The organism is Xanthomonas arboricola pv. juglandis (assembly GCF_905367715.1).
Lineage (GTDB): Bacteria > Pseudomonadota > Gammaproteobacteria > Xanthomonadales > Xanthomonadaceae > Xanthomonas > Xanthomonas arboricola.
Map to the genome: position 1 here is coordinate 1325089 of NZ_HG999362.1, position 26874 is coordinate 1351962.

At 65.5% G+C, this 26874-nt stretch carries 17 protein-coding genes, 1 tRNA gene and 1 pseudogene; 16 read left to right on the forward strand and 3 right to left on the reverse strand.

Annotation, left to right across the window (positions count from 1 at the left end; genetic code table 11):
• Positions 1-51: 51 nt before the first annotated feature.
• The 5 genes from mltG to KHN93_RS05765 all read left to right on the forward strand — a co-directional run bounded on the left by mltG (position 52) and on the right by KHN93_RS05765 (position 3365).
• Positions 52-1116 carry an endolytic transglycosylase MltG gene (gene mltG / locus KHN93_RS05745; protein ID WP_212579248.1) on the forward strand — a complete coding sequence of 355 codons (1065 nt, stop codon included), beginning with the start codon at positions 52-54 and terminating at the stop codon, positions 1114-1116.
• Positions 1113-2072: a DNA polymerase III subunit delta' gene (locus KHN93_RS05750; RefSeq protein ID WP_212579249.1), complete on the forward strand. Its 960-nt coding sequence runs from the start codon at positions 1113-1115 to the stop codon at positions 2070-2072. Before mltG ends, KHN93_RS05750 begins: the two co-directional genes overlap by 4 nt.
• A complete protein-coding gene (locus KHN93_RS05755) occupies positions 2069-2422 on the forward strand; it encodes a PilZ domain-containing protein (protein ID WP_024938459.1) in 354 nt (117 codons plus the stop codon). Before KHN93_RS05750 ends, KHN93_RS05755 begins: the two co-directional genes overlap by 4 nt.
• A gap of 234 nt (positions 2423-2656) precedes the next feature.
• A tRNA-Val gene (locus tag KHN93_RS05760) sits at positions 2657-2731 on the forward strand.
• Between the two features lie 307 nt (positions 2732-3038).
• Positions 3039-3365, forward strand: coding sequence for a hypothetical protein (locus KHN93_RS05765; RefSeq protein WP_039523911.1), 327 nt, complete (start codon positions 3039-3041; stop codon positions 3363-3365).
• A gap of 204 nt (positions 3366-3569) precedes the next feature.
• Here the strand turns inward: KHN93_RS05765 and prpR are convergent, their stop codons facing one another.
• Complete coding sequence (gene prpR / locus KHN93_RS05770) at positions 3570-5174, reverse strand: propionate catabolism operon regulatory protein PrpR (RefSeq protein ID WP_425600172.1); 1605 nt, start codon at positions 5172-5174, stop codon at positions 3570-3572.
• A 143-nt stretch (positions 5175-5317) separates the two neighbouring features.
• Here prpR and prpB point away from each other — a divergent pair, with 143 nt between their 5' ends.
• The 6 genes from prpB (at position 5318) to KHN93_RS05800 (ending at position 15014) form a co-directional block, all read left to right on the forward strand.
• A complete protein-coding gene (prpB, locus tag KHN93_RS05775) occupies positions 5318-6214 on the forward strand; it encodes a methylisocitrate lyase (RefSeq protein WP_212579251.1) in 897 nt (298 codons plus the stop codon).
• A 75-nt stretch (positions 6215-6289) separates the two neighbouring features.
• The gene (gene prpC / locus KHN93_RS05780) at positions 6290-7444 is read left to right on the forward strand and encodes a bifunctional 2-methylcitrate synthase/citrate synthase (RefSeq protein WP_104573943.1); all 1155 of its coding nucleotides are present in this window, start codon (positions 6290-6292) and stop codon (positions 7442-7444) included.
• A 177-nt stretch (positions 7445-7621) separates the two neighbouring features.
• Positions 7622-10264 (forward strand): Fe/S-dependent 2-methylisocitrate dehydratase AcnD, encoded by a 2643-nt coding sequence (acnD, locus tag KHN93_RS05785; protein ID WP_212579252.1) that lies wholly within the window; start codon positions 7622-7624, stop codon positions 10262-10264.
• A gap of 61 nt (positions 10265-10325) precedes the next feature.
• Positions 10326-11525, forward strand: coding sequence for a 2-methylaconitate cis-trans isomerase PrpF (gene prpF, locus KHN93_RS05790; protein WP_212579253.1), 1200 nt, complete (start codon positions 10326-10328; stop codon positions 11523-11525).
• A 188-nt stretch (positions 11526-11713) separates the two neighbouring features.
• Positions 11714-13930 (forward strand): TonB-dependent receptor, encoded by a 2217-nt coding sequence (locus KHN93_RS05795; protein ID WP_039523923.1) that lies wholly within the window; start codon positions 11714-11716, stop codon positions 13928-13930.
• 106 nt (positions 13931-14036) lie between these two features.
• Positions 14037-15014, forward strand: a complete 978-nt coding sequence (locus KHN93_RS05800; protein WP_104560814.1) for a nucleoside hydrolase — start codon at positions 14037-14039, stop codon at positions 15012-15014.
• A 52-nt stretch (positions 15015-15066) separates the two neighbouring features.
• On the opposite strand, the pseudogene KHN93_RS21760 reads toward KHN93_RS05800, so the two are convergent.
• Positions 15067-15248 (reverse strand): annotated as a pseudogene (locus KHN93_RS21760) (hypothetical protein); the annotation flags it as partial.
• A gap of 444 nt (positions 15249-15692) precedes the next feature.
• On the opposite strand from KHN93_RS21760, the gene KHN93_RS05805 reads away from it, so the two are divergent.
• Positions 15693-20594 carry an alpha-2-macroglobulin family protein gene (locus tag KHN93_RS05805; RefSeq protein ID WP_181141920.1) on the forward strand — a complete coding sequence of 1634 codons (4902 nt, stop codon included), beginning with the start codon at positions 15693-15695 and terminating at the stop codon, positions 20592-20594.
• Between the two features lie 103 nt (positions 20595-20697).
• Positions 20698-21213 (forward strand): REP-associated tyrosine transposase, encoded by a 516-nt coding sequence (locus KHN93_RS05810; RefSeq protein WP_244812208.1) that lies wholly within the window; start codon positions 20698-20700, stop codon positions 21211-21213.
• A gap of 60 nt (positions 21214-21273) precedes the next feature.
• Here KHN93_RS05810 and KHN93_RS05815 read toward each other — a convergent pair whose 3' ends face one another.
• Positions 21274-21471, reverse strand: a complete 198-nt coding sequence (locus KHN93_RS05815) for a hypothetical protein (protein ID WP_164737090.1) — start codon at positions 21469-21471, stop codon at positions 21274-21276.
• A gap of 314 nt (positions 21472-21785) precedes the next feature.
• On the opposite strand from KHN93_RS05815, the gene KHN93_RS05820 reads away from it, so the two are divergent.
• The 3 genes from KHN93_RS05820 to KHN93_RS05830 all read left to right on the forward strand — a co-directional run bounded on the left by KHN93_RS05820 (position 21786) and on the right by KHN93_RS05830 (position 26803).
• Entirely contained in the window at positions 21786-24791 is a 3006-nt protein-coding gene (locus tag KHN93_RS05820; protein WP_425600173.1) for a TonB-dependent receptor, read from the forward strand.
• 156 nt (positions 24792-24947) lie between these two features.
• Positions 24948-25895 (forward strand): glycerophosphodiester phosphodiesterase family protein, encoded by a 948-nt coding sequence (locus tag KHN93_RS05825; RefSeq protein WP_181141921.1) that lies wholly within the window; start codon positions 24948-24950, stop codon positions 25893-25895.
• A 131-nt stretch (positions 25896-26026) separates the two neighbouring features.
• A complete protein-coding gene (locus tag KHN93_RS05830; RefSeq protein WP_181105639.1) occupies positions 26027-26803 on the forward strand; it encodes a CPBP family glutamic-type intramembrane protease in 777 nt (258 codons plus the stop codon).
• Positions 26804-26874: the final 71 nt, after the last annotated feature.

Here is a 26874-nt window from a genome sequence, read left to right on the forward strand (position 1 = left end):
CGGGACATCACCGGCGCGCGGTATCCTGCGCGGCGCTGGGGCAATGACGAGGTGCGTGTGGCGGTGACTGGCAAACGTGGATGTCTGGCTGTGCTGGGCACGGCCCTGTTGCTCGTGGCGCTGCTGGCGATTGCGGGGCTGGTGGCGTGGCGGCATTACCTGCACTTTGCCGGGACACCGGTGAGCGCGAGCGCGCCCAGCGTGGTGATCGCGCCCGGCGATTCGCTCAAGGCCACGTTGCGCAAGTTGCGCGCCGCCGGCGTGGCGCAGGGTGCCGACCTGGAATGGCAGTTGCTCGCGCGCCAGGTCGATGCGGCCGGCAAACTCAAGGTGGGCGAATACGCGCTGGCGCCGGCGCTGTCACCGCGCGAGCTGCTCGAACGCATGCGCCAGGGCCGGGTGATCCAGTACCGCTTCACCATCGTGGAAGGCTGGAACTTCCGCCAGCTGCGTGCCGCGATCGCCACCGCCACGCCGCTGCAGCAATCCATCGCTGCGCTGGACGATGCGGCGTTGATGGCGCGGCTGGGGTTCGCCAACCAGCACCCGGAAGGACGCTTCCTGCCGGAAACCTATCTCTACCAGCGCGGCGACAGCGATCTGGACGTGCTCAAGCGTGCCCACCTGGCCATGGACAAGGCGCTGGCGCAGGCCTGGGAGCAGCGCGCGCCCGATCTGCCGCTCGGCTCGCCGGAACAGGCGTTGATCCTGGCCTCCATCATCGAAAAGGAAACCGCGCTGGGCTCGGAGCGCCCGTTGATTGCCGGCGTGTTCCTGCGCCGCCTGCAGCTGGGCATGAAGCTGCAGACCGACCCCACCGTGATCTACGGCATCGGCAGCAGTTACGACGGCAATATCCGCCGCCGCGACCTGACCACCGATACGCCGTACAACACCTACACGCGTACCGGCCTGACCCCGACGCCGATCGCCATGCCCGGCCGTGAGGCCTTGCTGGCGGCGGTGCGCCCGGCACCGGGGAATGCCCTGTACTTCGTGGCGGTCGGCGATGGCACCGGCGCGCATGCGTTCTCGGCCACCCTGGCCGAACACAATGCCGCGGTGGCGCGTTACCTGCAGCGCCGTCGCCTGCCGCAACCGGAGCCCACTCCATGACCACTGCGTTTTCACCCTGGCAGCAGCGCGCCTACGACCAGACGCTGGCGGCACTGGACGCCGGCCGGCTCGGACACGGCCTGCTGATCTGCGGCCCGGATGGCCTGGGCAAGCGTGCGGTGGCGCTGGCGCTGGCCGAGCACGTGCTGGCCAGCTCGCCGGACCCGGCGCTGGCGCAGCGCAGCCGGCAGCTGATCGCCGCTGGAACCCACCCGGACCTGCAGCTGATCTCGTTCATTCCCAACCGCACCGGCGACAAGCTGCGCACCGAGATCGTGATCGAGCAGGTACGCGAGATTTCGCAAAAGCTCTCGCTGACCCCGCAATACGGCATTGCCCAGATCGTGATCGTCGACCCGGCCGATGCGATCAATCGCGCCGCCTGCAACGCCTTGCTCAAGACGCTGGAAGAACCCTCGCCGGGGCGCTACCTGTGGTTAATCAGCGCGCAGCCGGCGCGCCTGCCGGCGACCATCCGCAGCCGCTGCCAGCGTCTGGAATTCAAGCTGCCGCCCGCGCACGAGGCGCTGGCCTGGCTGCTGTCGCAAGGTGTCGACGAGCGGGCTGCACAGGAAGCGCTGAATGCCGCACGCGGTCATCCGGGGCTTGCGGCGCAGTGGCTGCGCGAGGATGGCCTGGCGGTGCGCCGCGCGGTGGCGCAGGACCTGGAGCAGATCGCCGCCGGGCGCGCCAGCGCAGTGGATATTGCGCAGCGCTGGACCAACGACGGCCAGGCCGACCAGCGTCTGCGCCACGCGGCAGACCTTGCGCTGGCACAGGCATCGGCCGGCTTGACCGATCCATCGCGGTTGCACAAGCTGGCGACCTGGTTCGACGCCGCCAATCGCACCCGCGACCTGCTGCGTACCACCGTCCGCGCCGATCTGGCGGTGACGGAATTGTTGCTGGCCTGGCGCGAGGGAGAGCGTCCGGCACGTTCTAGGGGAACTCGATGAGTGCAATGAATGCACGCCAGGGCATCTTGTCGCTGGCGTTGAAGGACAAGCCCGCGCTCTACAGCGCCTACATGCCGTTCGTGAAAGGCGGCGGTATCTTCGTACCCACGCCCAAGCGCTACATGCTCGGCGACGAAGTCTTCCTGCTGCTGACCCTGCCGGACTCCAGCGAGCGCCTGCCGGTGGCCGGCAAGGTGGTCTGGACCACCCCGGCCGGCGCGCAGGGCAACCGCGCCGCCGGCATCGGCGTGCAGTTCCCGGACGGCCCGGAAGGCGAGGGCGTGCGCAACAAGATCGAGATGTTGCTGGCGGGCCTGACGACCTCGGACAAGCCGACGCATACGATGTGAGGCGATGCGGTGGAGGCGGGTGCGCGTGATCGCAGCCGTGTTGGACGCGGGCCATCGAAGCTGCGTATCGGGCGTTTAAACGGCGCCGAACCGAACGCTGCGTCATCGCTGCCAGCTAGCGCGAATGCCGCGCCCGGTCACCGGAACGCGGCGTTTTCGATTGCATCATCATTGCAGTGGATGAACCTGTTGACGAGCGCCGCAGCTGCCCTATAATGTGCGGCTCGCGTCATCGGGCGGTTAGCTCAGCGGTAGAGCATTGCCTTCACACGGCAAGGGTCACAAGTTCGAACCTTGTACCGCCCACCATCGAAACCCAACAGCAGCAAGGGTTTCAGCGCGAGAAGAAGAGCCGGCCATGGGCCGGCTTTTTTGTTGTGCTGCAGTGTCCTGCCAAAGCCTGGGCACCTGGTTCGGTTGAAGTGCCGGTATGGACGTGGCCGATGCCGTCGAATCGTCGTTGTCGCCGACATCCGTGCGAGTCGAGTGCAGAGCCTGTTAATTCAGTGGTTTGTTCAAGTCGCTGACAGCCGCGTTCATCCGGTTGTGCCTGCTTGTTGCAGGCTCGGGAACGAATCGCCATCCTGCAATCCCCCGCGTTGAAGAAGGAGTGGCGATGAAGGCGCTGCTTGGAAGTGCTCTGGTTGCAATGATGCTGCTGGCGGGCTGTGCCCGTGACGTGGGCGAGCAGTACGTGGGCAAGTGGGTCAACATGAAGTCGGAGAAGAACGTGCTCAGCATCGAGCACAATGGCGAGAGCTTCATCATTCGCGACACCACCCCGGAGCTGCTGGGCGGTGGCGTCAAGACCAGGAATCATCCGGCGATCTTGAACAAGGGTGTGCTGCAGGTGTCCAACGCCGATGGCACCGTCAACTACGCGATCGACCAGGCGACCGGGCACCTGAGCACGGGCGATACCGAATACACGCGGGTCAAGTGATCGCTGCGCTCGCTCACTGGGCGAGTGCTGGGTGGCGGCGCTGCGTGTGCGGCGGGGTCAGATCACCAACGTCGCGCTGACCCTGTCGTGTGATCGTGTCGCATGACCGGTCGCCGCCGATCGCCAATCTTGCGTGCTGAAGACCCGCGACCAGCGTCTGCGCTTGCGGCCCGGGCAGGCGATGCCAGGGCCCGCAGCTGCATCTCAAGCAGGTGATGCCGACGCGTGCGCCTGCATCCAGCGCCACAAGGTGGTGCGCGAGACGCCGAGTGCCTGGGCGGCGAGGGCGCGATTGCCGTTTGCGCGATCGAGCGCTGCGCGGACCGCTGCGGCAGTGAGTTGCATGCGCGAGGTTGCAAGATCGCTGTGTTCGGGTGCCGCCACGCTGTCGCCAATGCGCATGTCGAACAGCTCGGGTGCCCAGCGTTCCAATTGACCGAGGTCCAGGCTGTCGTGCGGTTGGGCCTTCCAGTGGATGCACAGGCGTTCGACCAGGTTGCGTAGTTCGCGCACGTTGCCCGGCCAGGTGTGCTGTTGCAGCCGCTGCAGCGCTGCTGGAGACAATGGCGACGGCAGCGCGCCGAGTTGCTGGAAGTAATGTGCCAGCAACAGTGCGATCTCGTGGGGGCGATCACGTAGCGGCGGCAGGGCGATGCGTAACGCTGCCAGGCGATAAAAAAGGTCGCGGCGGAAGCGCCCCTGTTCGACCAGGGCCTGCAATGGCTGCAAGCTGGCGGCGATGACGCGTACGTCGACGGCGACCGGCAGTGTGGCGCCGACACGCAGCACTTCGCGCTCTTCCAGCACGCGCAACAGGCGTGTCTGCAGCGGCATCGGCAGTTCGCCGATTTCATCGAGAAACAGCGTACCGTCCTGCGCGGCTTCGATCAGGCCGACATGGCCGCCGCGGCGTGCACCGGTAAAGGCGCCGTCGCTGTAGCCGAACAATTCCGCTTCCAGCAGTGATTCGCTGATGGCGCCGCAGTTGATGGCGACGAAACGGCCGCGTCGTCTACTGCCGGCATGCAGCTGGCGTGCGACCAGTTCCTTGCCGGTGCCGGTCTCGCCGCTGATCAATACGGTGCCCGGATGCGGGGCGTACAGCAGCACCAGCTCGCGCACATGCGCGATTGCGGCGTCTTCGCCAAGCAATGCGTCGGTGCGCCGCACCCGGTGCGTGGCGGTGCGGCTGGCGCCACGCTCGTTGCCGGGTGCGGTACCCAACGCGATGGCGCGTTCGAGCGCCAGGCGCACCGAATCTGCCGAATACAGCAGCACGCCGGGCAGGCCGGCCTGCTCGGCGAAATCGATCGCCATGCCGGTGCCGACGATGACCTGGATGCCGCTGGCGCGCAGGTCGGCAATGCAGTCGCGCGTGTCTTCAGCGGTGACGAAGCGGCGGTGCTCGATGTCGAGGTCGAAGCTGTCCTGGAAGGCGCGGAACGAGGGCACATCGGTGGCATGGGTGACCACGCCGATGCGCGGTGCGATGCGACGTGCGCGCGCCAGCGCTTCCATCAGATCGAACCCGGTGGCCTGGATCGGCGCCAGTGGCAGTGCGAGCCGGCTGCGCAGATAGGCGGCATTGGAGCCGCCGGCGACCAGTACGTCGCAGCGCTCGCGGCGCAGGCGCTGGCCGATGACCTCCACTGCCTCGGCAAAGCCGAGATTGACCTGCTCGATGCGCGCGCGCTGGTCGAACTCGGGGATGACGTCGGCCAGCAGGCCGGTCAGGCGAGAGACGCTGACGGTCCAGATGACCGGTGGAGCGGTCTCCATCGGCTCGGTAAACCTGGGGCTGCGCATCATTGGTGCCGCGTTGCAAAGATGTTGCATGCTGCGCGTTGCGTTGCAGCTTTGCAACATTTGTTCCGTTCTGGCCCAATCGAATCAATGGCTTGGGGTTGGCATGCCATTTGCGCCTTGTCCTGCATCCCAACCCTGGAATCGCCATGACGTCCTCACCCACCGCTTCCGCCGGCATGCGCTTCCGCGCGGCGCTGGCTGCCGAATCGCCGCTGCAGGTGATCGGCGCGATCAATGCCAACCATGCGCTGCTGGCGCAGCGTGCCGGCTACCAGGCCATCTACCTGTCTGGCGGTGGTGTGGCGGCCGGTTCGCTGGGGCTGCCGGATCTGGGCATCAATACGCTGGAAGACGTGCTGATCGACGTGCGCCGCATCACCGATGTCTGCGAGCTGCCGCTGCTGGTGGACGTGGACACCGGCTTTGGGCCGAGCGCGTTCAATATCGAGCGCACCATCAAGTCGCTGATCAAGGCGGGTGCAGCCGGCTGCCATATCGAGGACCAGGTCGGCGCCAAGCGTTGCGGGCATCGTCCGGGCAAGGAGATCGTCAGCCAGGCCGAAATGGTCGACCGGGTCAAGGCGGCAGCCGATGCCAAGACCGATCCGGCGTTCTTCCTGATTGCGCGCACCGATGCGATTCAGATGGAAGGCGTGGATGCGGCGATCGAACGTGCGATCGCCTGCGTGGAAGCCGGTGCCGACGGCATCTTTGCCGAAGCCGCGTACGACCTGGACACCTACAAGCGGTTTGTCGATGCAGTGGGCGTGCCGGTGCTGGCCAATATCACCGAGTTCGGCAAGACGCCGCTGTTCACGCGCGACCAGCTTGCGCAGGCCGGTGTGGCGATCCAGCTGTTTCCGCTGTCGGCATTTCGCGCGGCCAACAAGGCGGCCGAGGCGGTCTACACCGCGATCCGGCGCGATGGTCATCAGCAGGCCGTGCTGGACACCATGCAGACGCGCGAAGAGCTGTACGAGCGCATCGGCTACCACGGCTACGAGCAGCGCCTGGACGCCTTGTTTGCACGCAAAGGCGCATGATCGCGCCTTGCTGCGTGCAGGTTTGGCCACTTCTTCCGTGACACCGCAACACGACACCGTTTGGGAGCGCATCGCATGAACGACACCGTCAATTCCGGCTTCAAGCCGAAGAAATCCGTCGCACTGTCCGGCACTGCTGCAGGCAACACCGCGCTGTGCACGGTGGGCCGCAGCGGCAACGATCTGCATTACCGCGGCTACGACATCCTGGATCTGGCCACCACCAGCGAGTTCGAGGAAATTGCCTATCTGCTGGTGCACGGCAAGCTGCCCAACAACGGCGAACTGCGCGGCTACAAGGCCAAGCTGCGTTCGCTGCGCGGCGTGCCGGCGGCAGTGAAAACCGCACTGGAGCAGCTGCCGCCGTCGGCGCATCCGATGGATGTGATGCGCACTGGCGTGTCGGTGCTGGGTTGCCTGCAGCCGGAGAAGGACGATCACAATCATCCAGGCGCGCGCGATATCGCCGACAAGCTGATGGCCTCGCTGGGCTCGATGCTGCTGTACTGGTATCACTACAGCCACAACGGCAAGCGCATCGAGGTGGAAACCGACGACGACTCGATCGGCGGGCACTTCCTGCATCTGCTGCACGGGTTTGCGCCGAAGGACTCGTGGGTGCGTGCGATGCACACCAGCCTGATCCTGTACGCCGAACACGAGTTCAATGCGTCCACGTTTGCAAGCCGGGTGATCGCCGGCACCGGCAGCGACATGTACAGCGCCATCGCCGGCGGCATCGGCGCGTTGCGCGGCCCCAAGCATGGTGGCGCCAACGAGGTGGCCTTCGAGGTGCAGAAGCGCTACGACACCCCGGACGAGGCCGAGGCTGACATCAAGGCGCGTGTGGAACGCAAGGAAGTGGTGATCGGCTTCGGGCACCCGGTCTACACCGTGTCCGATCCGCGCAACAAGGTGATCAAGGACGTGGCGCGCGAACTCTCTGACGAGCAGGGCAGCCGCAAGATGTACGACATCGCCGAGCGCCTGGAGACGGTGATGTGGGACATCAAGAAGATGTTCCCGAACCTGGATTGGTTCAGTGCGGTGAGCTACCACATGATGGGCGTGCCGACGGCGATGTTTACGCCGCTGTTCGTGCTGGCGCGCACTGCCGGGTGGAGCGCGCACATCATCGAGCAGCGCATGGACGGCAAGATCATTCGTCCCTCGGCCAATTACACCGGCCCGGAAGATCAGGTCTTCGTACCGCTGGATCAGCGTTCCTGAGGACGCGCCAGCGGTTGGATTAATCCACCACGATCGCCTTCATCCAACGAAGGCGATCAGACGATGGCAACCGCAACGAGATGGCAGTCCCCCCACACGCCTGAAATCCTGGATCCGATTCCCGATTCCCGATTCCCGATTCCCGAAATACCCCCGCCCGCTTCGATATCGCCAGCCATGAACAGCCAGTACCGCAAGCCCTTGCCGGGCACCTCGTTGGACTACTTCGATGCACGCGCCGCCGTGGATGCGCTGCAACCCGGCGCCTATGCAACGCTGCCGTACACCGCACGTGTGCACGCAGAGAATCTGGTGCGGCGCGCCGAACCGCAGATGCTGGAGGCCTACCTGCGCCAGCTGATCGAGCGCAAGCGCGACCTGGATTTCCCGTGGTTTCCGGCACGTGTGGTCTGTCACGACATTCTGGGGCAGACCGCGCTGGTCGACCTGGCCGGGCTGCGCGATGCGATCGCCGAGCAGGGTGGCGACCCGGCGCAGGTCAACCCGGTGGTGCCGGTGCAGTTGATCGTCGATCACTCGCTGGCGGTGGAATACGCCGGTTTCGACAAGCAGGCCTTCGCCAAGAATCGCAGCGTGGAAGATCGGCGCAACGCCGACCGCTTCCACTTCATCGAGTGGACCAAGCGCGCATTCGAAAACATGGAAGTGATTCCGCCGGGCAACGGGATCATGCATCAGATCAATCTGGAGAAGATGTCGCCGGTGATCTACACGCTCGATGGCGTAGCGTTCCCGGATACCTGCGTAGGCACCGACAGCCACACCCCGCATGTGGATGCGCTGGGTGTGATCGCAGTGGGCGTGGGCGGGCTGGAAGCGGAAAACGTGATGCTGGGGCGCGCCTCGTGGATGCGCCTGCCCGACATCATCGGTGTGGAACTGCTGGACCGGCCGGCGCCTGGCATTACCGCCACCGACATCGTGCTGGCCCTGACCGAGTTCCTGCGGCAGCAACGTGTGGTCGGTGCCTATCTGGAGTTCTACGGGGCCGGCGCCAGCGCGCTGACCATCGGCGATCGCGCGACCATCTCCAACATGACGCCGGAATTCGGCGCCACTGCGGCAATGTTCTATATCGATCAGCAGACGCTGGATTACTTGCGCCTGACCGGGCGCGAGGACGCTCAGGTTGCCTTAGTGAAGACCTACGCGCTCCAGACCGGCCTGTGGGCGGATGACCTGGTCACTGCGCAATACGAGCGTGTGCTGCAGTTCGATCTGTCGAACGTGGTGCGCAACATGGCCGGGCCGTCCAATCCGCACAAGCGCGTGGCCACCAGTGAGCTGGCCGAGCACGGCATTGCCGGCGTCTGGGATGCCGTGCCGGGCCAGATGCCCGATGGCGCGGTGATCATCGCGGCAATCACCTCATGCACCAATACCTCCAACCCACGCAATGTCATTGCCGCGGGCTTGCTGGCGCGCAATGCGAACGCACGCGGATTGACGCGCAAACCCTGGGTGAAAAGTTCGCTGGCGCCGGGCTCCAAGGCGGTGCAGTTGTACCTGGAAGAGGCCGGGTTGCTGGGCGAGCTGGAACAACTGGGTTTCGGCATCGTCGCGTTTGCCTGCACCACCTGTAATGGCATGAGCGGTGCGCTGGACCCTGCGATCCAGCAGGAGATCATCGACCGCGATCTGTATGCCACCGCGGTGTTGTCGGGTAACCGCAATTTCGACGGGCGCATCCATCCGTATGCGAAGCAGGCGTTTCTGGCATCGCCGCCGTTGGTGATTGCCTATGCCATCGCCGGCACGGTGCGCTTCGATATCGAAAAGGATGTGCTGGGCATCGATGCCGATGGCGTTGCAGTGACGCTCAAGGATCTATGGCCGAGCGATGCGGAGATCGATGCGGTGGTGGCGCGCAGCGTCAAGCCGGAGCACTTCCGCAGCGTCTACGACCCGATGTTCAAGCGCAGCGTGGGGCAGGGCATCCAGGTGAGCCCGTTGTACGACTGGCGGCCGGCCAGCACCTACATCCGGCGCCCGCCGTACTGGGAAGGCGCGCTTGCCGGTGCACGCAGTTTGCAGGGCCTGCGCCCGTTGGCGGTGCTGGGCGACAACATCACCACCGACCATCTGTCGCCGTCCAATGCGATCCTGGCTGGCAGCGCGGCAGGCGAATACCTGGCGCAGATGGGCGTGCCGGAGGAAGACTTCAATTCCTACGCCACCCATCGCGGCGATCACCTCACCGCGCAGCGCGCCACTTTCGCCAACCCCAAGCTGGTCAACGAAATGGCGGTGGTCGATGGGCAGGTCACCGCCGGTTCGCTGGCGCGGCTGGAACCGGAAGGGCAGGTGCTGCGCATGTGGGAGGCGATCGAAACCTACATGATGCGCAAGCAGCCGCTGATCATCATTGCCGGTGCCGATTACGGGCAGGGCTCCTCACGCGACTGGGCCGCCAAGGGCGTGCGTCTGGCTGGGGTGGAGGTGATCGTGGCCGAAGGCTTCGAGCGGATTCACCGCACCAACCTGATCGGCATGGGCGTATTGCCGCTGGAGTTCAAGCCGGGCACCGATCGCAAGACGCTGGGCATCGATGGCAGCGAAACCTTCGATGTGGGCGGCGAGCGCACGCCGGGCGCCACGCTGACGCTGTCGATCCATCGGCGCAACGGCGAACAGGTGCAGGTGCCGGTCACCTGCCGCCTGGACACCGCCGAGGAAGTGTCCATCTACGAGGCGGGCGGCGTGCTGCAGCGGTTTGCGCAGGATTTTCTTGAGAGCCGGGAATCGGAAGTCGGGAATCGAGATTTGTTGAAAACGACATCAGCACCGCAAGCGCACTAGCGTCCATGGCCCTTGCCGTGGGTCTGCCACCCAATCCCCAATCCCCAATCCCGGCCCTCCCATGACCCCTCTCCCCCAACTCCGCATCCCGGCCACCTACATGCGTGGTGGCACCAGCAAGGGCGTGTTCTTTCGCCTGCAGGATCTGCCCGCCGCCGCGCAGCAGCCCGGACCTGCGCGGGATGCGTTGTTGCTGCGGGTGGTCGGCAGCCCCGATCCGTATGGCAAGCAGATCGATGGCATGGGTGGGGCGACCTCCAGCACCAGCAAGAGCGTGATCGTTTCGGCCAGTGCGCGTGCCGGGCATGATGTGGACTATCTGTTCGGGCAGGTGTCCATCGACAGCGCGTTCGTGGACTGGAGCGGCAACTGCGGCAACCTGTCGGCGGCGGTGGGGCCGTTTGCGATCGCCAATGGCCTGGTCGATGCCGCGCGGGTGCCGCGCGACGGCGTGGCGACGGTGCGGATCTGGCAGGCCAATATCGGCAAGACCATCGTGGCGCATGTACCGATGACCGATGGCCAGGTGCAGGAAACCGGCGACTTCGAACTGGATGGGGTGACCTTTCCTGCCGCCGAAGTGCAGCTGGAATTTCTTGATCCAGCCGACGATGCCGAAGGCGAGGGCGGTGCGATGTTCCCCACCGGCCAGCTGATCGATCAGCTGGAGATTCCCGGCCTTGGCACGATCGCCGCGACGCTGATCAATGCCGGCATCCCGACCATCTTCGTCAACGCGCGCGACCTGGGCTATACCGGTACCGAGCTGCAGGAAGCGATCAATGGCGACCCGCGTGCATTGACGATGTTCGAGACCCTGCGTGCGCACGGCGCGGTGCGGATGGGCTTGATTGCGAAGGTGGAAGACGCAGCGACGCGGCAGCACACGCCGAAGGTGGCGTTCGTGGCGCCGCCGGCCGATTACACCGCCTCCAGCGGCAAACCGGTGCACGCTGCCGAACTCGATCTGCTGGTGCGCGCGATGTCGATGGGCAAGTTGCATCACGCCATGATGGGCACCGCCGCGGTGGCAATCGGCACCGCGGCCGCGGTGCCCGGCACCCTGGTCAATCTGGCAGCGGGCGGCGCGGCGCGTTCTGCGGTGCGCTTCGGACATCCCTCCGGAACCCTGCGCGTCGGTGCCGAGGCGCAGCTGGTGGACGGCCAGTGGCAGGTGACCAAGGCACTGATGAGCCGCAGTGCGCGGGTGCTGATGGAAGGCTGGGTGCGGGTGCCGGTCGATGCCGCCGGTGGCGGCTGATCGCCCGCTGAGACCGGGCAGGCCCCAACGCACAAATTGCATGCGCGTGTTGCATTAATTCGAACGCCTTTTCGAATTCGGAAAACTTTTTCGCACGCGCTCTGCCAAATTTGTGTAAATCGTGTTAATTCTGTTGCAACGCGGCATGCAGATCAGGCCGCTCCGCCAACCGAATTCGGAGTCTTCCCATGTCCGCCAGCCGGTCGCTCAAGATCAGCGCGCTCGCCGTTGCCGTTGCTTCCCTTCTCCCGCTCCATGCCGCTGCCCAGCAGGCGCCCGGCGACGACGGTGTCGTGCGCCTGGACGCGGTCAAGGTCACGGTCGAGCGCCGCTCGGAAGATTCCAAGGACGTGCCGGTCTCGGCATCGGTGCTGCGTCCGGAATTCCTGGATGCCATCTCCACCAGCGGCTCGGATATCCGCGTGCTCGCGGGCAAGGCGCCCAGCCTCAACATCGAATCGTCCAACGGCCGTGTGTTCCCGCGCGTGTACATCCGCGGCTACGGCAACACCGACTTCAACACCTATGCCTCGCAGCCGGTGTCGCTGATCTATGACGACGTGGTGCAGGAAAACGCATTCCTGAAGGGTTTCCCGATCTTCGATCTGGAAGGCCTGGAAGTGCTGCGCGGCCCGCAGGGCACGCTGTTCGGCCGCAACACGCCGGCCGGCGTGGTCAAGTTCAACTCGGTCAAGCCGGCCATCGGCGCCAATGACGGCTACGCCAGCCTGTCCTACGGCACCTACGGCACCATGACCCTGGAAAGCGGTCTGAGCATCGCCATGGGCGACCATTGGGCGGCGCGTCTGTCCACGCTGGGCCAGCGCCGCGACGACTGGGTGGAAAACCGCGATGGCCGCGATCTGGAAGGCTATACCGATTCGGCCGTGCGCCTGCAGCTGCTGTACCAGGCCAGCGACGATTTCAGCGCCTTGTTCAACGCGCATGCGCGTCACCTGGACGGCACCGCACGCTTGTTCCGCGCCAACATCATCCAGCCCGGCACCAACCAACTGGTGGACGGCTTCGACGAAGAGAAGTCCTTCATCGATGGAGCCAACAACCAGGAACTGCAGACCTACGGCGGCAGCGCCAACCTGACCTGGGACCTGGGCGACATCGCGCTGCACTCGATCACTGCCTACGAAGGCATCGGCAAGTACTACAGCCGCGGCGATATCGACGGCGGCTTCGGCGCGGTGTTCGCACCGCCGTCCGGCCCGGGCGTGATTCCGTTCCCGGTGGAAACCGCCGGCGGCATCAAGAGCCTGGACCAGTACAGCCAGGAACTGCGTGCCGAATCGCAATACGAAGGCCCGCTCAACTGGCAGGCCGGCCTGTACTACTTCCACGACGATGTGGAAGGCGAAAACTACACCTACAACACCTTCAGCGGCGGCGATCTGGCCAGCTACCAGCTGACCCGCCAGCGCAATACCTCGTGGGCGGCGTTCGGTTCGTTGAACTATGCGGCCACCGATCGCCTGAACTTGCGCGCCGGCATCCGCTACACCTACGACAAAAAGACCTTCGACGTGCTGGCGCTGGACCGCGTCACGCTGGTCGAGCCGTCCAGCGGCGAGACTGACAATTCCAAGGTCACCGGCGATCTGGCGGCCACCTTCGCCATCAACGACGACGTCAACGTGTACGCCCGTGCCGCACGTGGCTTCCGCGGCGCCAGCTTCGGCGTGCCCTCGGGCACCGCGCCGCTGACCGTGGCCGAGCCGGAAACGGTGGATTCGTTCGAGATCGGCATCAAGTCCGACCTGTTCGACAACCGCGCGCGTCTGAGCTTTGACATCTACGATTTCCGCGTCAAGAACCAGCAGCTCACCGCAGTGGGTGGCGTCTCCAACGACGTGCGCCTGCTCAACGCCGACAAGACCAAGGCGCGCGGCGCCGAGTTCGACTTCGAAGCGCTGCTCACCCAGAACCTGCGCGTCACCGCCGGCGGCGCCTACAACTGGACCCGCATCGACGACCCGACCCTGTCGGTGGGCGTGTGCCGCACCTGCACCGTGACCGACCCGCTCAATGCGGCCGGCAATGCCATTATCGACGGCAACGACCTGCCGCAGGCTGCCAAGTGGATGGCCAACGCCACCCTGCGTTACGGCATCCCGATGGGCAACGACGGCGAGCTGTTCTTCTACACCGACTGGTCCTACCGCAGCGAAGTGAACTTCTTCCTGTACGACTCCAAGGAGTTCACCGGCCAGCCGCTGGTCGAGGGCGGCGCCAAGATCGGCTACAACTGGGGCGCGGGTGCGTACGAGTTGTCGGTGTTCTGCCGCAACTGCACCAACCAGATCCGCGTGACCGGTGCGATCGACTTCAACAACCTCACCGGCTTCATCAACGACCCGCGCATTGTCGGTGCGCAGTTCCGCGCCAACTTCTGATCGGCGTCGTGGTGTAGCACTATCGAACCGCCGGCCAACATGCCGGCGGTTTTTTTATGGTCGCAGGAGTGGATGCATGCAGCGGAGATGGCGAAACATGTGGTGGATGCTGGGGCTGTGGTGTGCGTCGGCAGTGGCATGGGCGCAGACGCCTGCCGCCACTGCAGCGCAGCCAACGCCCACATCGACGTCGACGTCCTCCGAGTTGCTGGTGGTCTCCACCGACATCGGCGACGACATCGACGATGCGTTTGCGCTCGGGCTGTTGCTGCGTAGCCCGCAGCTGCATGTGCTGGGCATCGCATCGGCCTGGGGCGACACCAGCTTGCGTGCGCAACTGCTGCAGCGCCTATTGCAACAGGCTGGGCGCAGCGAGATTCCGTTGGCCGTGGGCGCACGTACCACCAGCGCGATCCCCTTCAGCCAGGCGCGCTGGGCCGCCAGGGGACAGTTGCCCGGCAAGCTGCCGGATGCGGCGGCGATGATCCTGCAGCAGGCGCGCCTGCACCCTGGCAAGGTGACCTTGCTGGTATTGGGGCCGATGACCGACGCCGCAGTGGCGCAGCAGCGCGACCCGGCCGGCTTTGCCAGGCTCAAGCGCATCGTGGCGATGGGCGGTTCGGTACGCGTTGGCTACGGCAAGTCGGCCTATCGGCCGGCCAGCGCGCCAGCGCCGGAGTACAACATCCTGGCCGATGTGCCGGCGGCGCAGCAGGTGTTCGCGGCCGGCGTGCCGATCGTGTTGCTGCCCTTGGACGCCACCCAGATCACGCTGGAAGAACCCGAGCGCATCGCCTTGTTTGCACATGGCGATGGGCTCACCGATGCGCTCACCCAGCTGTATTACCAGTGGCGCAATACCGACCAGCCCTGGGCCAGCGCCACGCCGACCCTGTTCGACGCAGTGCCGGTGGCCTGGCTGCTGCGCCCCGACCTGTGCCCGACCACGCCGCTGCATCTGGACGTCGATGCGCAGGGCTACACCCGCGAAGGCGCAGGCACGCCGAACGTGCAGGCCTGCCTGCGCGCGGACAAGCCGGCGTTGATCGACCTGTACATGCGCACGGTGCTGCAGTTGCGCTAGGAGTGGCTGTCAAAATGTGGTGAGCGCCCGCTTGGTGGCGAGCGCAGTGGTTTTATTGGCCGCACTTTGGGATGCAGTCAAAAGCCTGGTTGGTCGTGTGCGCGGTGCCCTCACCGCTCGCGGGACACGCCGCGAGTACGTCCTTGTAGGCTCGGTGGCGGCATCCATGCCGCCACACGGTCCCGCAATCGGCGAGGACACCGCACCAGAAAATGCGTCGGTTGCTTGGTTGAACGCCTGCTTGTTGCTCTGCTTGTGATGGAACGGTTGTTCGACGCACCATCCTCCGAACAATGCACGCCATACCCTGTTTGCGCCCCTGCACACCGACCATCTCGACTGGTCCTTGCCCGCCCACCGTCGCGGGACCTTACGCGGCATGGATGCCGCGTAAGAGCCTACATGGACGTACTTGCGGCGTGTCCTGCGATGGTGGGCGGGCAAGGGCCCTGCAGCCAAGCCGCAACTCAGCGGCCTGCCATGGACCGGTGTCAAACCATTGCGCTCACCACTGGTCGGGCGCGCCGGTGCCATCGCAGCGCTGGCCCGGTGGCGCGTCATCGCCGCCCATCGGCAAGTCCTTGCGTCGCCCCATGCCGCCATCGGTGAAGTGAACGGCATCGCTATACTTGCGTCCTCAGTCATGGGGTAGTGCGAATGGATAGCCGGGAATCAGGGATGAAGCGGTCGGGTACGCGGCGCATGTTGCTGTGGGTGGTCTTGCTGGGCGTGGCGATCGGCGCGGTGGCGTGCAAGCGCAACGAAAGCGGCCAGCTGCCTGTCGCCAGCGGCGAGGCGATCAAGGCCGACAAGCAGGCGATTACGGGTTTTGCGCTGGCGCGCGCCTATCCCGACCAGACCAGCGACGGCCTGTCGCTGGCGCTGGAATTCTCGCGGCCGTTGGTGGGCACGCAGGACTTCGATGCGCTGGTGCGTTTCGAGGAAAAGGTCGGCACCGGCGACAGCAGCTGGACGCTGTCCGACGACGGCAAGACGCTGCGCTACCCGTACGTGGAAGCGGCCAAGGACTACACCGTGCTGGTCGACGCCAACCTGCTGGCCGCCGATGGCAGCCGCCTGGGCAAGCCACTCAAGCAGAAGGTCTACACCGGCGCGCTCAAGCCGGTGGCCGGGTTCGCTTCGCAAGGCAGCGTGCTGCCGGCACGCGAGAGCCGCGGTCTGCCGGTGGTGTCGGTCAACGTGCCGGAAGTGGACGTGGAGTTCCTGCGCGTGCGCGAGAAGTCGTTGCCGGCGTTCTTCCAGCAGTTCCAGCGCGGCGGTCGTCGCGGCAGCTGGGAGCTGGAGAGCGAATATAACGACAAGCAGCCGTTGTCCAAGCTGGCCGACCCGGTCTACGTCAATCGTTTCATTCTCGGCGGCAAGCAGAACGAGCGCGTGCTGACCTACCTGCCTACGCAGGACATCAAGGAACTGCAGGAGCCGGGCCTGTACTTTGCGGTGATGAAGCGTGCCGGCAGTTTCGACAATGGCTTCGATACCGCGTTCTTCACCGTCAGCGACATCGGCCTGCACACGCGCGCCTACAAGGACAAGCTGTTCGTGCACACCGCCTCGTTGCAGAGCGGCGAGCCGATCAAGAACGTGGAAGTGCGTGTCCTCGATGCCAAGGGCGAGCTGTTCCTCAAGGGCGCCACCGACGGCAACGGCAATGCGCTGCTCAACTACACGCTCGATGCCGGCCACGTGCTGGTGGCGCGCAGCAAGACCGATATCTCGGTGCTGCCGTTCAACCAGCCGGCGCTGGACCTGAGCGAATTCGCAGTGGCCGGGCGCGAGAGCGCCTGGTTCGACGTGTTCGCCTGGGCCGGCCGCGACCTGTATCGCCCCGGCGAGACCATGCGCGTGTCGGCGATCCTGCGCGACAACGACGGCAAGCCTACCAAGCCGCAGCCGGTATTCCTGCGCCTCAAGCAGCCGGACGGCAAGACCTTCCGCGAGACCAAGCTGCAGCCGGGCGAGCAGGGCTATTTCGAGTTCACCCAGCAGATTCCGGCCGATGCGCCGACCGGCCGCTGGCAGGTGGAATTCCGCACCGATCCGGCCAGCAAGGACGCCGTGCAGGGCATGACCGTGCGCGTGGAAGAGTTCCTGCCCGAGCGCATGAAGCTGGATCTGGACAGCACCCAAAAGACCCTGAGCCCCGGCCAGCCGTTCACGCTGGTCGCCAATGCCGCGTATCTGTATGGCGCGCCGGCCGACGGCAACCGCTTCACCGCCAAGCTTGCGGTCAGCGTCGAGCAGCATCCGCTCGATTCCTTGCCGGGCTGGTTCTTCGGCGACCCCACGCTGGAGCTGCCGCGCGACGCCAAGGACGTGATCGACACCGAGTTCGGCAGCGATGGCGTATTGCGCGAAGACATCGCGCTGCCGGCCGAAGCCAAGCCGGTCAGCACGATTGCGGCGGTGGTCTCGGGCAGCGTGTACGAGACCGGCGGGCGCACCGTCACCCGCAGCGTCAAGCGCGTGCTGTGGCCGGCCAAGGCGCTGGTCGGCGTGCGCCCCCTGTTCGACGACAAGGACGGCACCGATGCCAACGGCACCGCGCGCTTCGAAATTACCCGCGTGGATGCCGATGGCAAGCCGCAGCCGGCCAAGGGTCTGAAGGCCACGTTGGTGCGCGAGCTGCGCGACTACCACTGGAACTACACCGACGACCATTGGGATTACGACTTCACCCGCCGCTTCGAGAACAAGGACACGCGCACGCTCGACATCGCCGGCGGCAACGCCAAGCTCGAGGTCCCGGTGGAGTGGGGCGAGTATCGCCTGGACGTGTTCGACCCGGCCACCGGGTTGACCACGCGCTACCCGTTCCGCGCCGGCTGGAGCTGGAACGACGAAAACCGCGGCCTGGACGCGCGCCCGGACAAGGTCAAGCTGGCCTTGGACAAGACCGCCTATCGCGCCGGCGACACGCTCACCGTCACGCTGACCCCGCCGCATGCCGGCAAGGGCGTGCTGCTGGTGGAAAGCGACAAGCTGCTGTACGTGCAGGACATCGACGTCAAGCCGGGCAGCAGCTTCGAAATCCCGGTGACCGACGCGTGGGAACGCCACGATGTCTACGTCACCGCGCTGGTGTTCCGCGGCGGCAGTGCGCCGAGCAAGATCACCCCGGCGCGCGCGGTGGGCGTGGCGTATGTACCGATGGACCGCAAGGCGCGACGCGTGGCGGTGGGCCTGGCCGCGCCCAAGCAGATGCGCCCCGAGCAGGCGTTGCCGGTGACGGTGAGCGTGCCGGAGCTGGCCGGCAAGGCAGCGCACGTGACCATCTCGGCGGTGGATGTGGGCATCCTCAACATCACCCGCTTCCCGGTGCCCGATGCCAATGCGCAGTTCTTCGCGCAGCGTCGTCTGGGCACCGATGCCTACGACATCTATGGCCGCGTGATCGAGAGCTTCGAAGGCGCCAGCGGCAAGCTCAAGTTCGGCGGCGACATGGCGCTGGAAGCCTTGCCGCAGGCCAAGCGCCCGACCGCGCGCGTGCAGACCGTGGACCTGTTCTCCGGCTCGGTGAAGCTCGATGCCAAGGGCAATGCGCGCGTGCAACTGCCGGTGCCGGATTTCAACGGTACGCTGCGGGTGTCGGCGTTGGTGTATTCGGATACGCGGTTCGGCAACCACGCGGTGGAAACCGTGGTGCGCGCCCCGATCCTGGCCGAGGCCAGCATGCCGCGCGTGATGGCACCGGGCGACCGCAGCACGGTGACGCTGGATGTGCAGAACTTCACCGGCAAGCCGGGCGAGTTCAATGTGCGCGTGGACGGGATCGGCCCGCTGGCCATCGCCGAGGCCGCGCGCAGCGTCAAGCTCGGTGTGGATGCCAAGCAGACGCTGAGCTTCCCGCTGAGCGCCACCGAAGGCTATAGCGTGGCCAAGGTGCGCGTGCGTGTGGACGGCAACGGCTTCAAGGCCGACCGCAGCTACGACCTGCCGGTGCGTGCCGGCTGGCCGCAGGTGTTGCGTGCGCAGACGCGCGTGCTCGATCCGCTGGCGCCGATCACCCTGGACAGCGGCTTTGCCGATGGCCTGATGGCCGGCTCGGTAACCGCGCGCATGGTGGTCAGCCCGCTGCCGCCGATTCCCTTCGCCAGCGCCCTGCAGGGTGCATTGGAGTATCCGTATGGCTGCGCCGAGCAGACCACCAGCAAGGGCTACGCCGCACTCTTGCTCGACGATGCCACCGCCAGGGCGCTGGGCACCAAGGGGCTGGAGGCCGGCAAGCGCCGCGAGCGCATGGAAGGCGCATTCGGTCGCCTGGCCTCGATGCAGATCGCCAGCGGGCATTTTTCGATGTGGGGCGACGACGGTTACGTCAATCCGGGCCTGACCCCGTACATCGCCGAGTTCCTGCTCGACGCCAAGGACGCCGGTTTTGCGGTGCCCGACAACGTGCTGCAGAAGGCGCTCAATCGGCTCAGCGAGGACCTGCTGTCCGGTGGCAACGAGTTCTACGGGCAGGACCGCCGCGATAGCCTGAAGTTCGCCAACCAGGCCTGGTCCGGCTATGTGCTGGCACGCGTCAACCGCGCGCCGCTGGGCACGCTGCGCGCGCTGTACGACAACCAGCGCGACAAGGCGCTGACCGGCTTGTCGCTGGTGCATCTGGGCGCGGCGTTGTCGCTGCAGGGCGACACCAAGCGTGGGCAGGCGGCAATCAAGGCGGGTTTTGCCAAGGACAGCAGCGAGCGTCCGCCGTACTTCGCCGATTACGGCAGCGCGATCCGCGACGATGCCTTGATGATGGCGCTGCTGCACGAGCGTGGCTTGTCCAAGCCCGAGTACGACACCCGCGCAGTGGCATTGGGCCGCGCGCTGGATGCACGCCGCGCCACCGGCTGGCTGTGGCTGAGCACGCAGGAGCAGGTGGCGCTGGCGCGCTTGGGCAAGGCCTTGATGGTCGGGCAGGGCAAGCAGGTGTCCGGCAACTTGACTGTTGGCGGCGAGACGCAGGAGATTGCGCCGGCACGCCTGTTCGGGCGCAGCTTCGACAGCGCCGCCCTGGCGCGCGGCGTGCAGTTCGCACCGCAGGGCGAGGCACCGATGTACGCCAGCCTGGAAGTGGCCGGCATCCCGCGCAGCGCACCGGAGCCGGACACGCGCAACCTCAGCGTTGAGCGCAGCTGGTACACCACCGATGGCAAACCGTGGACCCCGCGTGCATTGAAGGAAGGCGAAGCGCTGATCGTGCGCGTCACCATCACCGCCAACAGCGACATGCCGGACGCGCTGCTGACCGACCTGCTGCCGGCCGGCCTGGAGATCGAGAACTTCAATCTCGGCGATGCCAAGCAGTGGGCCGATGTGGTGGTGGACGGCATCGGCATCAGCGAGCGTTCCAGCGCCGCCGACGTCAAGCACGAAGAGTTCCGCGACGACCGCTATGTGGCCGCGCTGGCGCTGTCCTCGGGCAGCAAGGCGCAGTTGTATTACCTGGTGCGCGCAGTCACCCCGGGCACCTACACGGTGCCGCCATCGTTGGTGGAAGACATGTACCGCCCCGAGCTGCGCGGCGTGGGGCGCAGCACACCAGCGACGATGACGGTGGTGCAGCCGTAGGACAACAAGGTAAGAGCGCGCTCGCGCGCGATGGGGCTTTTCCGGTAACGCCCCATCGCGCGCAAGCGCGCTCCTACGTTCGGGGTTTTTCTCACCGAAGCGAGTGTCCGACTCCGATGCAAGCGTTTGCGTGGCTGGACCATCATGCATCGATGATCAGCCCTATTTCCGCAGGACATCGCGCGCTTCGTCGTGGCCGGCGCTCGCTGGCAGTTGCTGCTATCTCCTCACCGTAACAACCTGCCAGCGGCGGCGTGTGTTCGACGATTTTCAGCTGGCCGCGTCAGCGTGCCGCGCGTTCATCGCCGCGCTGCCAGAAGATGCCACGTTACTTGCCTGGGTGCTGATGCCGGACCATGTCCACTGGCTGGTGCAGTTAGGCGATGTCACTCCGCTGGCGCGGACCGTGTCCTGCATGAAGGCGGCAAGCACGCGTGCGGTCAACCAGCAACGCAGGACGCCCGACGTGGTCTGGGCGCGGGCCTACCACGACCGCGGCCTGCGCAAGGACGACGATCTGCGCACCGTGGCTCGCTACCTGATCGCCAACCCGCTGCGCGCCGGACTGGTCGAGCGGGTCGGCGACTATCCATTCTGGGATGCAATCTGGCTGCCGTAGGAGCGCGCTTGCGCGCGATTGGGCGTCACCGGGAAAGCTTCATCGCGCGCAAGCGCGCTCCTACGCCAGCGCTTCTTCGCTTACGGCGATGCGATGCCAGCGACACGCAAGGATCGTTGGGAAGACGATCTGCGCCTTGTGGCTCGCTATCTTCATCGCCAACCCGCTGCGCGCCGGATTGGTCGAGCGGGTCGGCGATTGTCCATTCTGGAATGCAATCTGGCTGCCGTAGGAGCGCGCTTGCGCGCGATCGGGCATCACCGGGAAAGCCCAGTCGCGCGCAAGCGCGCTCCTACGCCAGCACAATCGCTGATTCGCTTGCGGCGACACCACTGCGCACTGTCTTTTCGATGCGATGCCAGCGACACGCAAGGGTCATTTTTGCTGGCTACGGTGGCGTGCTTTCTCACAGGCGCGGCGTTTCTGCTGCGCGATCTCGGGATTCCATGCAGCGCTCCGATTCGTACCGTTTGCACTTATCCGTTCTCGCCGTTGCCATTGCGGCGTGTTCGCCAGCTCCGCAGGCATGCGCCCACGAGTGGGCAGCTATTGCAGCCGATGCCTCCGCTCAAATGTCTGCTGCGGCCATGACCGCGACCGCGGGCGCATCAGCGAGCGCAGCTACAGCTAACAACGACGAGACAACCACACCCGAGGCCGAAGTTGCGACTGCAAGGCAACGTTCTCCATTGCCAGCAGATGCATCCGCTGATTCCATAGACCCTGCATCCACTGCATCCACTGCATCCACTGCATCCACTGCATCCACTGCATCGTCCACTTCGCCTGCATCGCCCACCTTGCCTGCATCGGCACAAGGCGAGGCATCCACTAGCGACGCACCGGCCACCCCCACCAAAACCGGCGTGCAGACCCTCGATGCCATGCAGGTCACCGGCGTGCGCCGTGCCAATGCCGCTGCGGTGGAAAGCAAGCGCGCGGCGACCAATATCACCGATGTGATCAGCGCCACCGATGTGCGCGCCTTGCCCGACAGCACCATCGTCGAAGCGCTGCGCCGCGTGCCCGGTCTGTCGGTATTGCCGGCCACCGACAACGAGCATCCGCGCGACGAGGCCGCCACACCGGTACTGCGCGGCCTGGGCCCGTCCTACAACAACGTCACCATCGACGGGCTGACCATTGCCTCGCCCGGCACGCCGAACGGCACGCTTGGCTCGATCACCCGCGGCGTGCGTCTGGACCTGCTGCCGGCATCGATGGTCAGCGAGTTGCAGGTGGTCAAGACCTTCACGCCCGACCTGGACCCCAATGCCACCGGCGGCGCAATCAACCTCAAGACACGCAGCGCTTTCGAAAACGGCGGCAAGCCGTTCTTCAGTGCCGAAGCCGCGCTGGGCCACGCCAACGATGTCGGCAAGCCGCGCGACCAGGACGACCCCGGCTACCGCTTGAACGCCACCGGCAGCCGTACCTTCGGCAGCGAGCAGCAGTACGGGGTCACCCTGTCGGCCAACTACCAGACGCTGAGCAGCTACACCGAAACCCATATGACCACCGACACGGTGCACTACGGGTTCTACGACAACAACGGCGTGCTGCAGACCGGCGCCAATCTCGGCAATGGCTGGGCGGTGCCGCAGCAGGACAAGTACTGGTACGTGCAGAACCAGCGCGACCGCTATGGCGTCACCGGCAAGTTCGAAGTGCATCCCAGTGCCGCGCTGGAAGCCTATGCAACGGCCGGTTACTACTATTTCAAGGACAACATGGAGCGCAACGAGGTCATCATCGACCCGCGCAACCGTGGCCAGGTGTTCAATCAGACCGCCAGCTCCGGCAGCTATCCCGGCGGCGACATCGAGGTGGGTTACTCCAACCAGATTGTCACCACGCGCACCAAGGTCGCGCAGCTGGGCACGATCTGGCGGCCCACCGATCGGCAACAATTCTCCGCGCGCGGCGCGTGGTCGGATGCGACCTACGACGAGCCGATCCGCATGATCAAGTACGCCACCGGCATCACCCGCGCCGCACCGGTACCGGTGGGCCAGACCGGCAGCGGTGTGACCATCAATGCCACGCCCAACTACGCATTCAACTACGACACCTCCGGCTTCGATCAGCACTTCGGGGTGTCGCCGCAGGCCTACAACGATCTGGGCAACTACAGCCTGTCGTACTGGCGCCCGGACTACAAACGCACCGCGGCCGATCGCATCCTCACCGGCCGGCTGGATTACGGTTTCAACCAGGGCGAGAGCGATCAGGGCATCGGCTTTGCCGCAGGCATGTCGTACACCACCGACAAGCCGTCCTACGACATCTATCGCGTCGAGTATCAGCCTAATACCAGTGCGCCGGCATTCGGCCTGGCCGATGTGGCGGGCACCGGCCGGGCGCCGATGCGCTACGCCGGTCTGAACCTGATCACCATCGATCCTGACAAGGCCAATCGTGCGCTGGCTGCAACGCCGCTGAGCGCGTTCAACAGCACCGACCAGCAGGCCTTCAGCAATCAGGACAACTTCACCCATACCGAAAAGACCTTCGGCAGCTATGGCCTGGTCAGTTATCGCAGCGAGCGTTTCAATGTGCAAGGCGGCCTGCATTTCGACAGCACCAGGCTCGATACGGTCGGCCGACAGCGGCAGCTGGATGCCGCGACCAACCGCTATGTGTATGTCGATAACCCGACCAGTGCCGATTACCACTATCTGCTGCCCTCGGCCATCATGACCTACCACCTGACCGGTGCACTGGACCTGCGCGCCGGCGCAAGCCGTACGCTCGGCCGCCCGCCATACGATGCGTATGCGGCGCGCACCTCGATCGGCTTCGTCAACACGGCCGATGCCGGCAACCCGAATGCGCAAGGCGTCACTGTCACCATCGGCAACCCGGACATCAAGCCGCGCGTGTCCAATAACCTGGATCTGTCGCTGGAATGGCGCCTGCCTGGCGATTTCGACGCGTTCGCGTCCACGGCCGTGTTCGACAAGCGCATCCAGGACGAGATCTTTACGCTTTCGCGCACCGACAGCTTCACGTTCGACGGCACCACTTACGCCAACGCGCTGATCAGCACGCCGGCCAATGCCGCCAAGGCGCGTATCCGCGGGGTGGAGTTCAACGGCATCGTCAACACCCTGGCGCCGATTGCGCCGTGGCTGAGTGGGGTCGGTTTTAGTGCAAATTTTGCGGTGCTCGATGGCAGCCTGGATGTGCCCTACAGCGTTGGCAGCGGCAGCAATGTGAGCCAGCGCGAGCGCAAGCTCGACAACCTGGTCGGGCAGCCCGATTACACCGCCAACGCCACGCTGTTCTACAACAGCGGCGGGCTGGAGCTGCGCGCGGCCTACAATCGCCAGGGCAAGGCCTTGCGTGCCATCGTCAGCAATATCGACTGGCAGGACCTGTATTGGTCGCCGCGTTCGCAGCTGGATTTCACCGCGACCTATGCGATCAGTAAACAGCTCAGCCTGATCGGCCAGGTCAGCAACCTCACCCACAGCCGCATCACCAGCGTGACCGGCCCCGGGCAGAACCTGCTCAAGGACAGTTATTCGGTACCCACGACTTATTGGTTCGGCTTGCGCTTTACGCCGACGTTCTAGGCGCGGCGAAGCTGGCATGACGAGCCGAGCCCAGGCAAGTGCGCGCGGTGCGTGGAAATCAAGATGTGCACGTGGCAGATGCCAGGCCATGTGCCGACCGCGCTCACCTGACCGACACGCAATAGTTCTGTTAATCCCTTCAAGCGGAGTTGTTCGATGACCTTACGTACTGCCGCCACCGCCGCGGCCATGCTGTGCGCGGCACTGGCCACCCATGCGAGCGCGGCGCCCACCGGCGTGGCCGCAATCCAGGCCCGGCTGACCAATCCTGACGGCGGCATCGTGGTGGTGGCCCATCGCGGTTGCCACGCGCCGGCGCCTGATCATGGTTTCAAGGACAGCGCACCGGAGAACTCGCTGGCCGCGCTGGATCGCTGCATCGCTATCGGTGCCGACGTGATGGAGACCGATGTGCGGCGCGCCGCCGATGGCACACTGGTGATGCTGCACGACGCCACCGTGGACCGCACCACCGACGGCACCGGCAAGCTGTCCGAGCTGACCTTGGCCGACCTGCAAAAATTGCGGCTGCGCAGCGACGAAGGTGGCGCGCAGGCACCGCTGACCGATCAACGCGTGGTCACGCTCGAGCAGATGCTGGCCAGGTCCAAGGGCCACATCCTGCTCAACCTGGACGTCAAGGATGCGATCTACGTGCAGGTGGTCGATGCGGTTGCCCGTGCCGGCATGCAGCACCAGGTGATCGTCAAGGCCGAAGCCGGCATCGCCACGCCGCCCCTGGCGGCGATGCTGCCGTTCGACAAGGTGTATTTCTTCCCGATCCTGATCAACGCCCATGGCACTGCCGACCTGGCCGCGATCGCCACTGCGCAGACACGCAACGCGCATCCGGTCGCAATCGAGCTGCCCAAGATGACAGCAGCGCAATTGCCGGCGTTGGTTGCAGTGAGCAAGGCACATAACGTGCGGCTGATGGTCAACTCGCTGTGGGAAGGCTTCATCGCCGGCTACGGCGGCGACGCCGATGCCGAGCGCGATCCGGACAAGGTCTGGGGCCGCATGCACCGCGATGGCATTTCCATCATCCAGACCGACGCGCCGGAAGCCTTGCTGCGCTATCGCGCGTCGCTGGAGAAGCGGTGAGTGTCGCGTTGCATCACCGCATGCAGCTGGCCTGCGACGGGAGCGGATGTCGCCGCGCAATGTGATCCGTAGAACTGCGTCGGTGGTGTTGCCGTTATAGTCAGCGTTCGTTTGCACGCAAGGACGTCTGCATGCCGCTCGATACATCCCTGCGCCGACTCACGCCGCATGTCGTCTGGTTGTTGGTGCTGCTGGTCGCGCTGCAGGTGCGTGATGTGGCCAAGGCCCTTGGTTTTCCAATCCCGAAAATTCCGGTGCCTTACGGCGGTGGGATTCTCGACAATCTGCTCAGCGTAGTGCTCGTGCTCGTCGCAGCGGCGTTGCTGCGTCCTGGCATGCCAGGCGAGCTCGCGGCACGTCTGGGGTTGCGTTGGAACGGCTTGCGCGGCCCGGCGCTGACGTTGCTGGCCACACTGCCGTGTTGGCTGGGGCTGTGGACGCAGTCCAGCTCGGTCGGCACCGACGATCTGCTTGGCCTGCTCTGGTTGGCGCTGCTGTTTCCGCTAGCGGAAGAAATCGTGTTTCGTGGTTTCGGCTTCGTCTTTGCCTGCCGTGCGCTGGCCTGGCGTCCGGCAATCGCCGCGCTGGTGCAGGCGGTTGTGTTTGGCGGTGTGCATTGGCTCGGGGCCGGCGGTGGAGGTGGCGAGGCGTTGTTGATCTTCGCCATTACCGGTATCGGTGCGCTGCTGTTTGCCATCGTGGACGCGCAGGATGGCTACACGATCTGGAGCGGCTGGGTGTTGCATGTCTCGCTCAACGCGGCCTGGACGGTCTTTGCGGTCTCCGATTCGGCGGCCAGCGGCTGGCTCGGCATTGCGTTGCGCCTGTCTGCGGTATTCCTGGCGATGGGGCTGCTGCGGCTGTTTGTAAGGCCGCGTCGCTCGCCGCACGCGGACGTGGTGGGCTAGCGCACCTGTCGTCGCGCAAGCAGGAGCGTGCAGTCACGTTCATCGTTCAACGCCGCAGCTTGCCGCGCGCG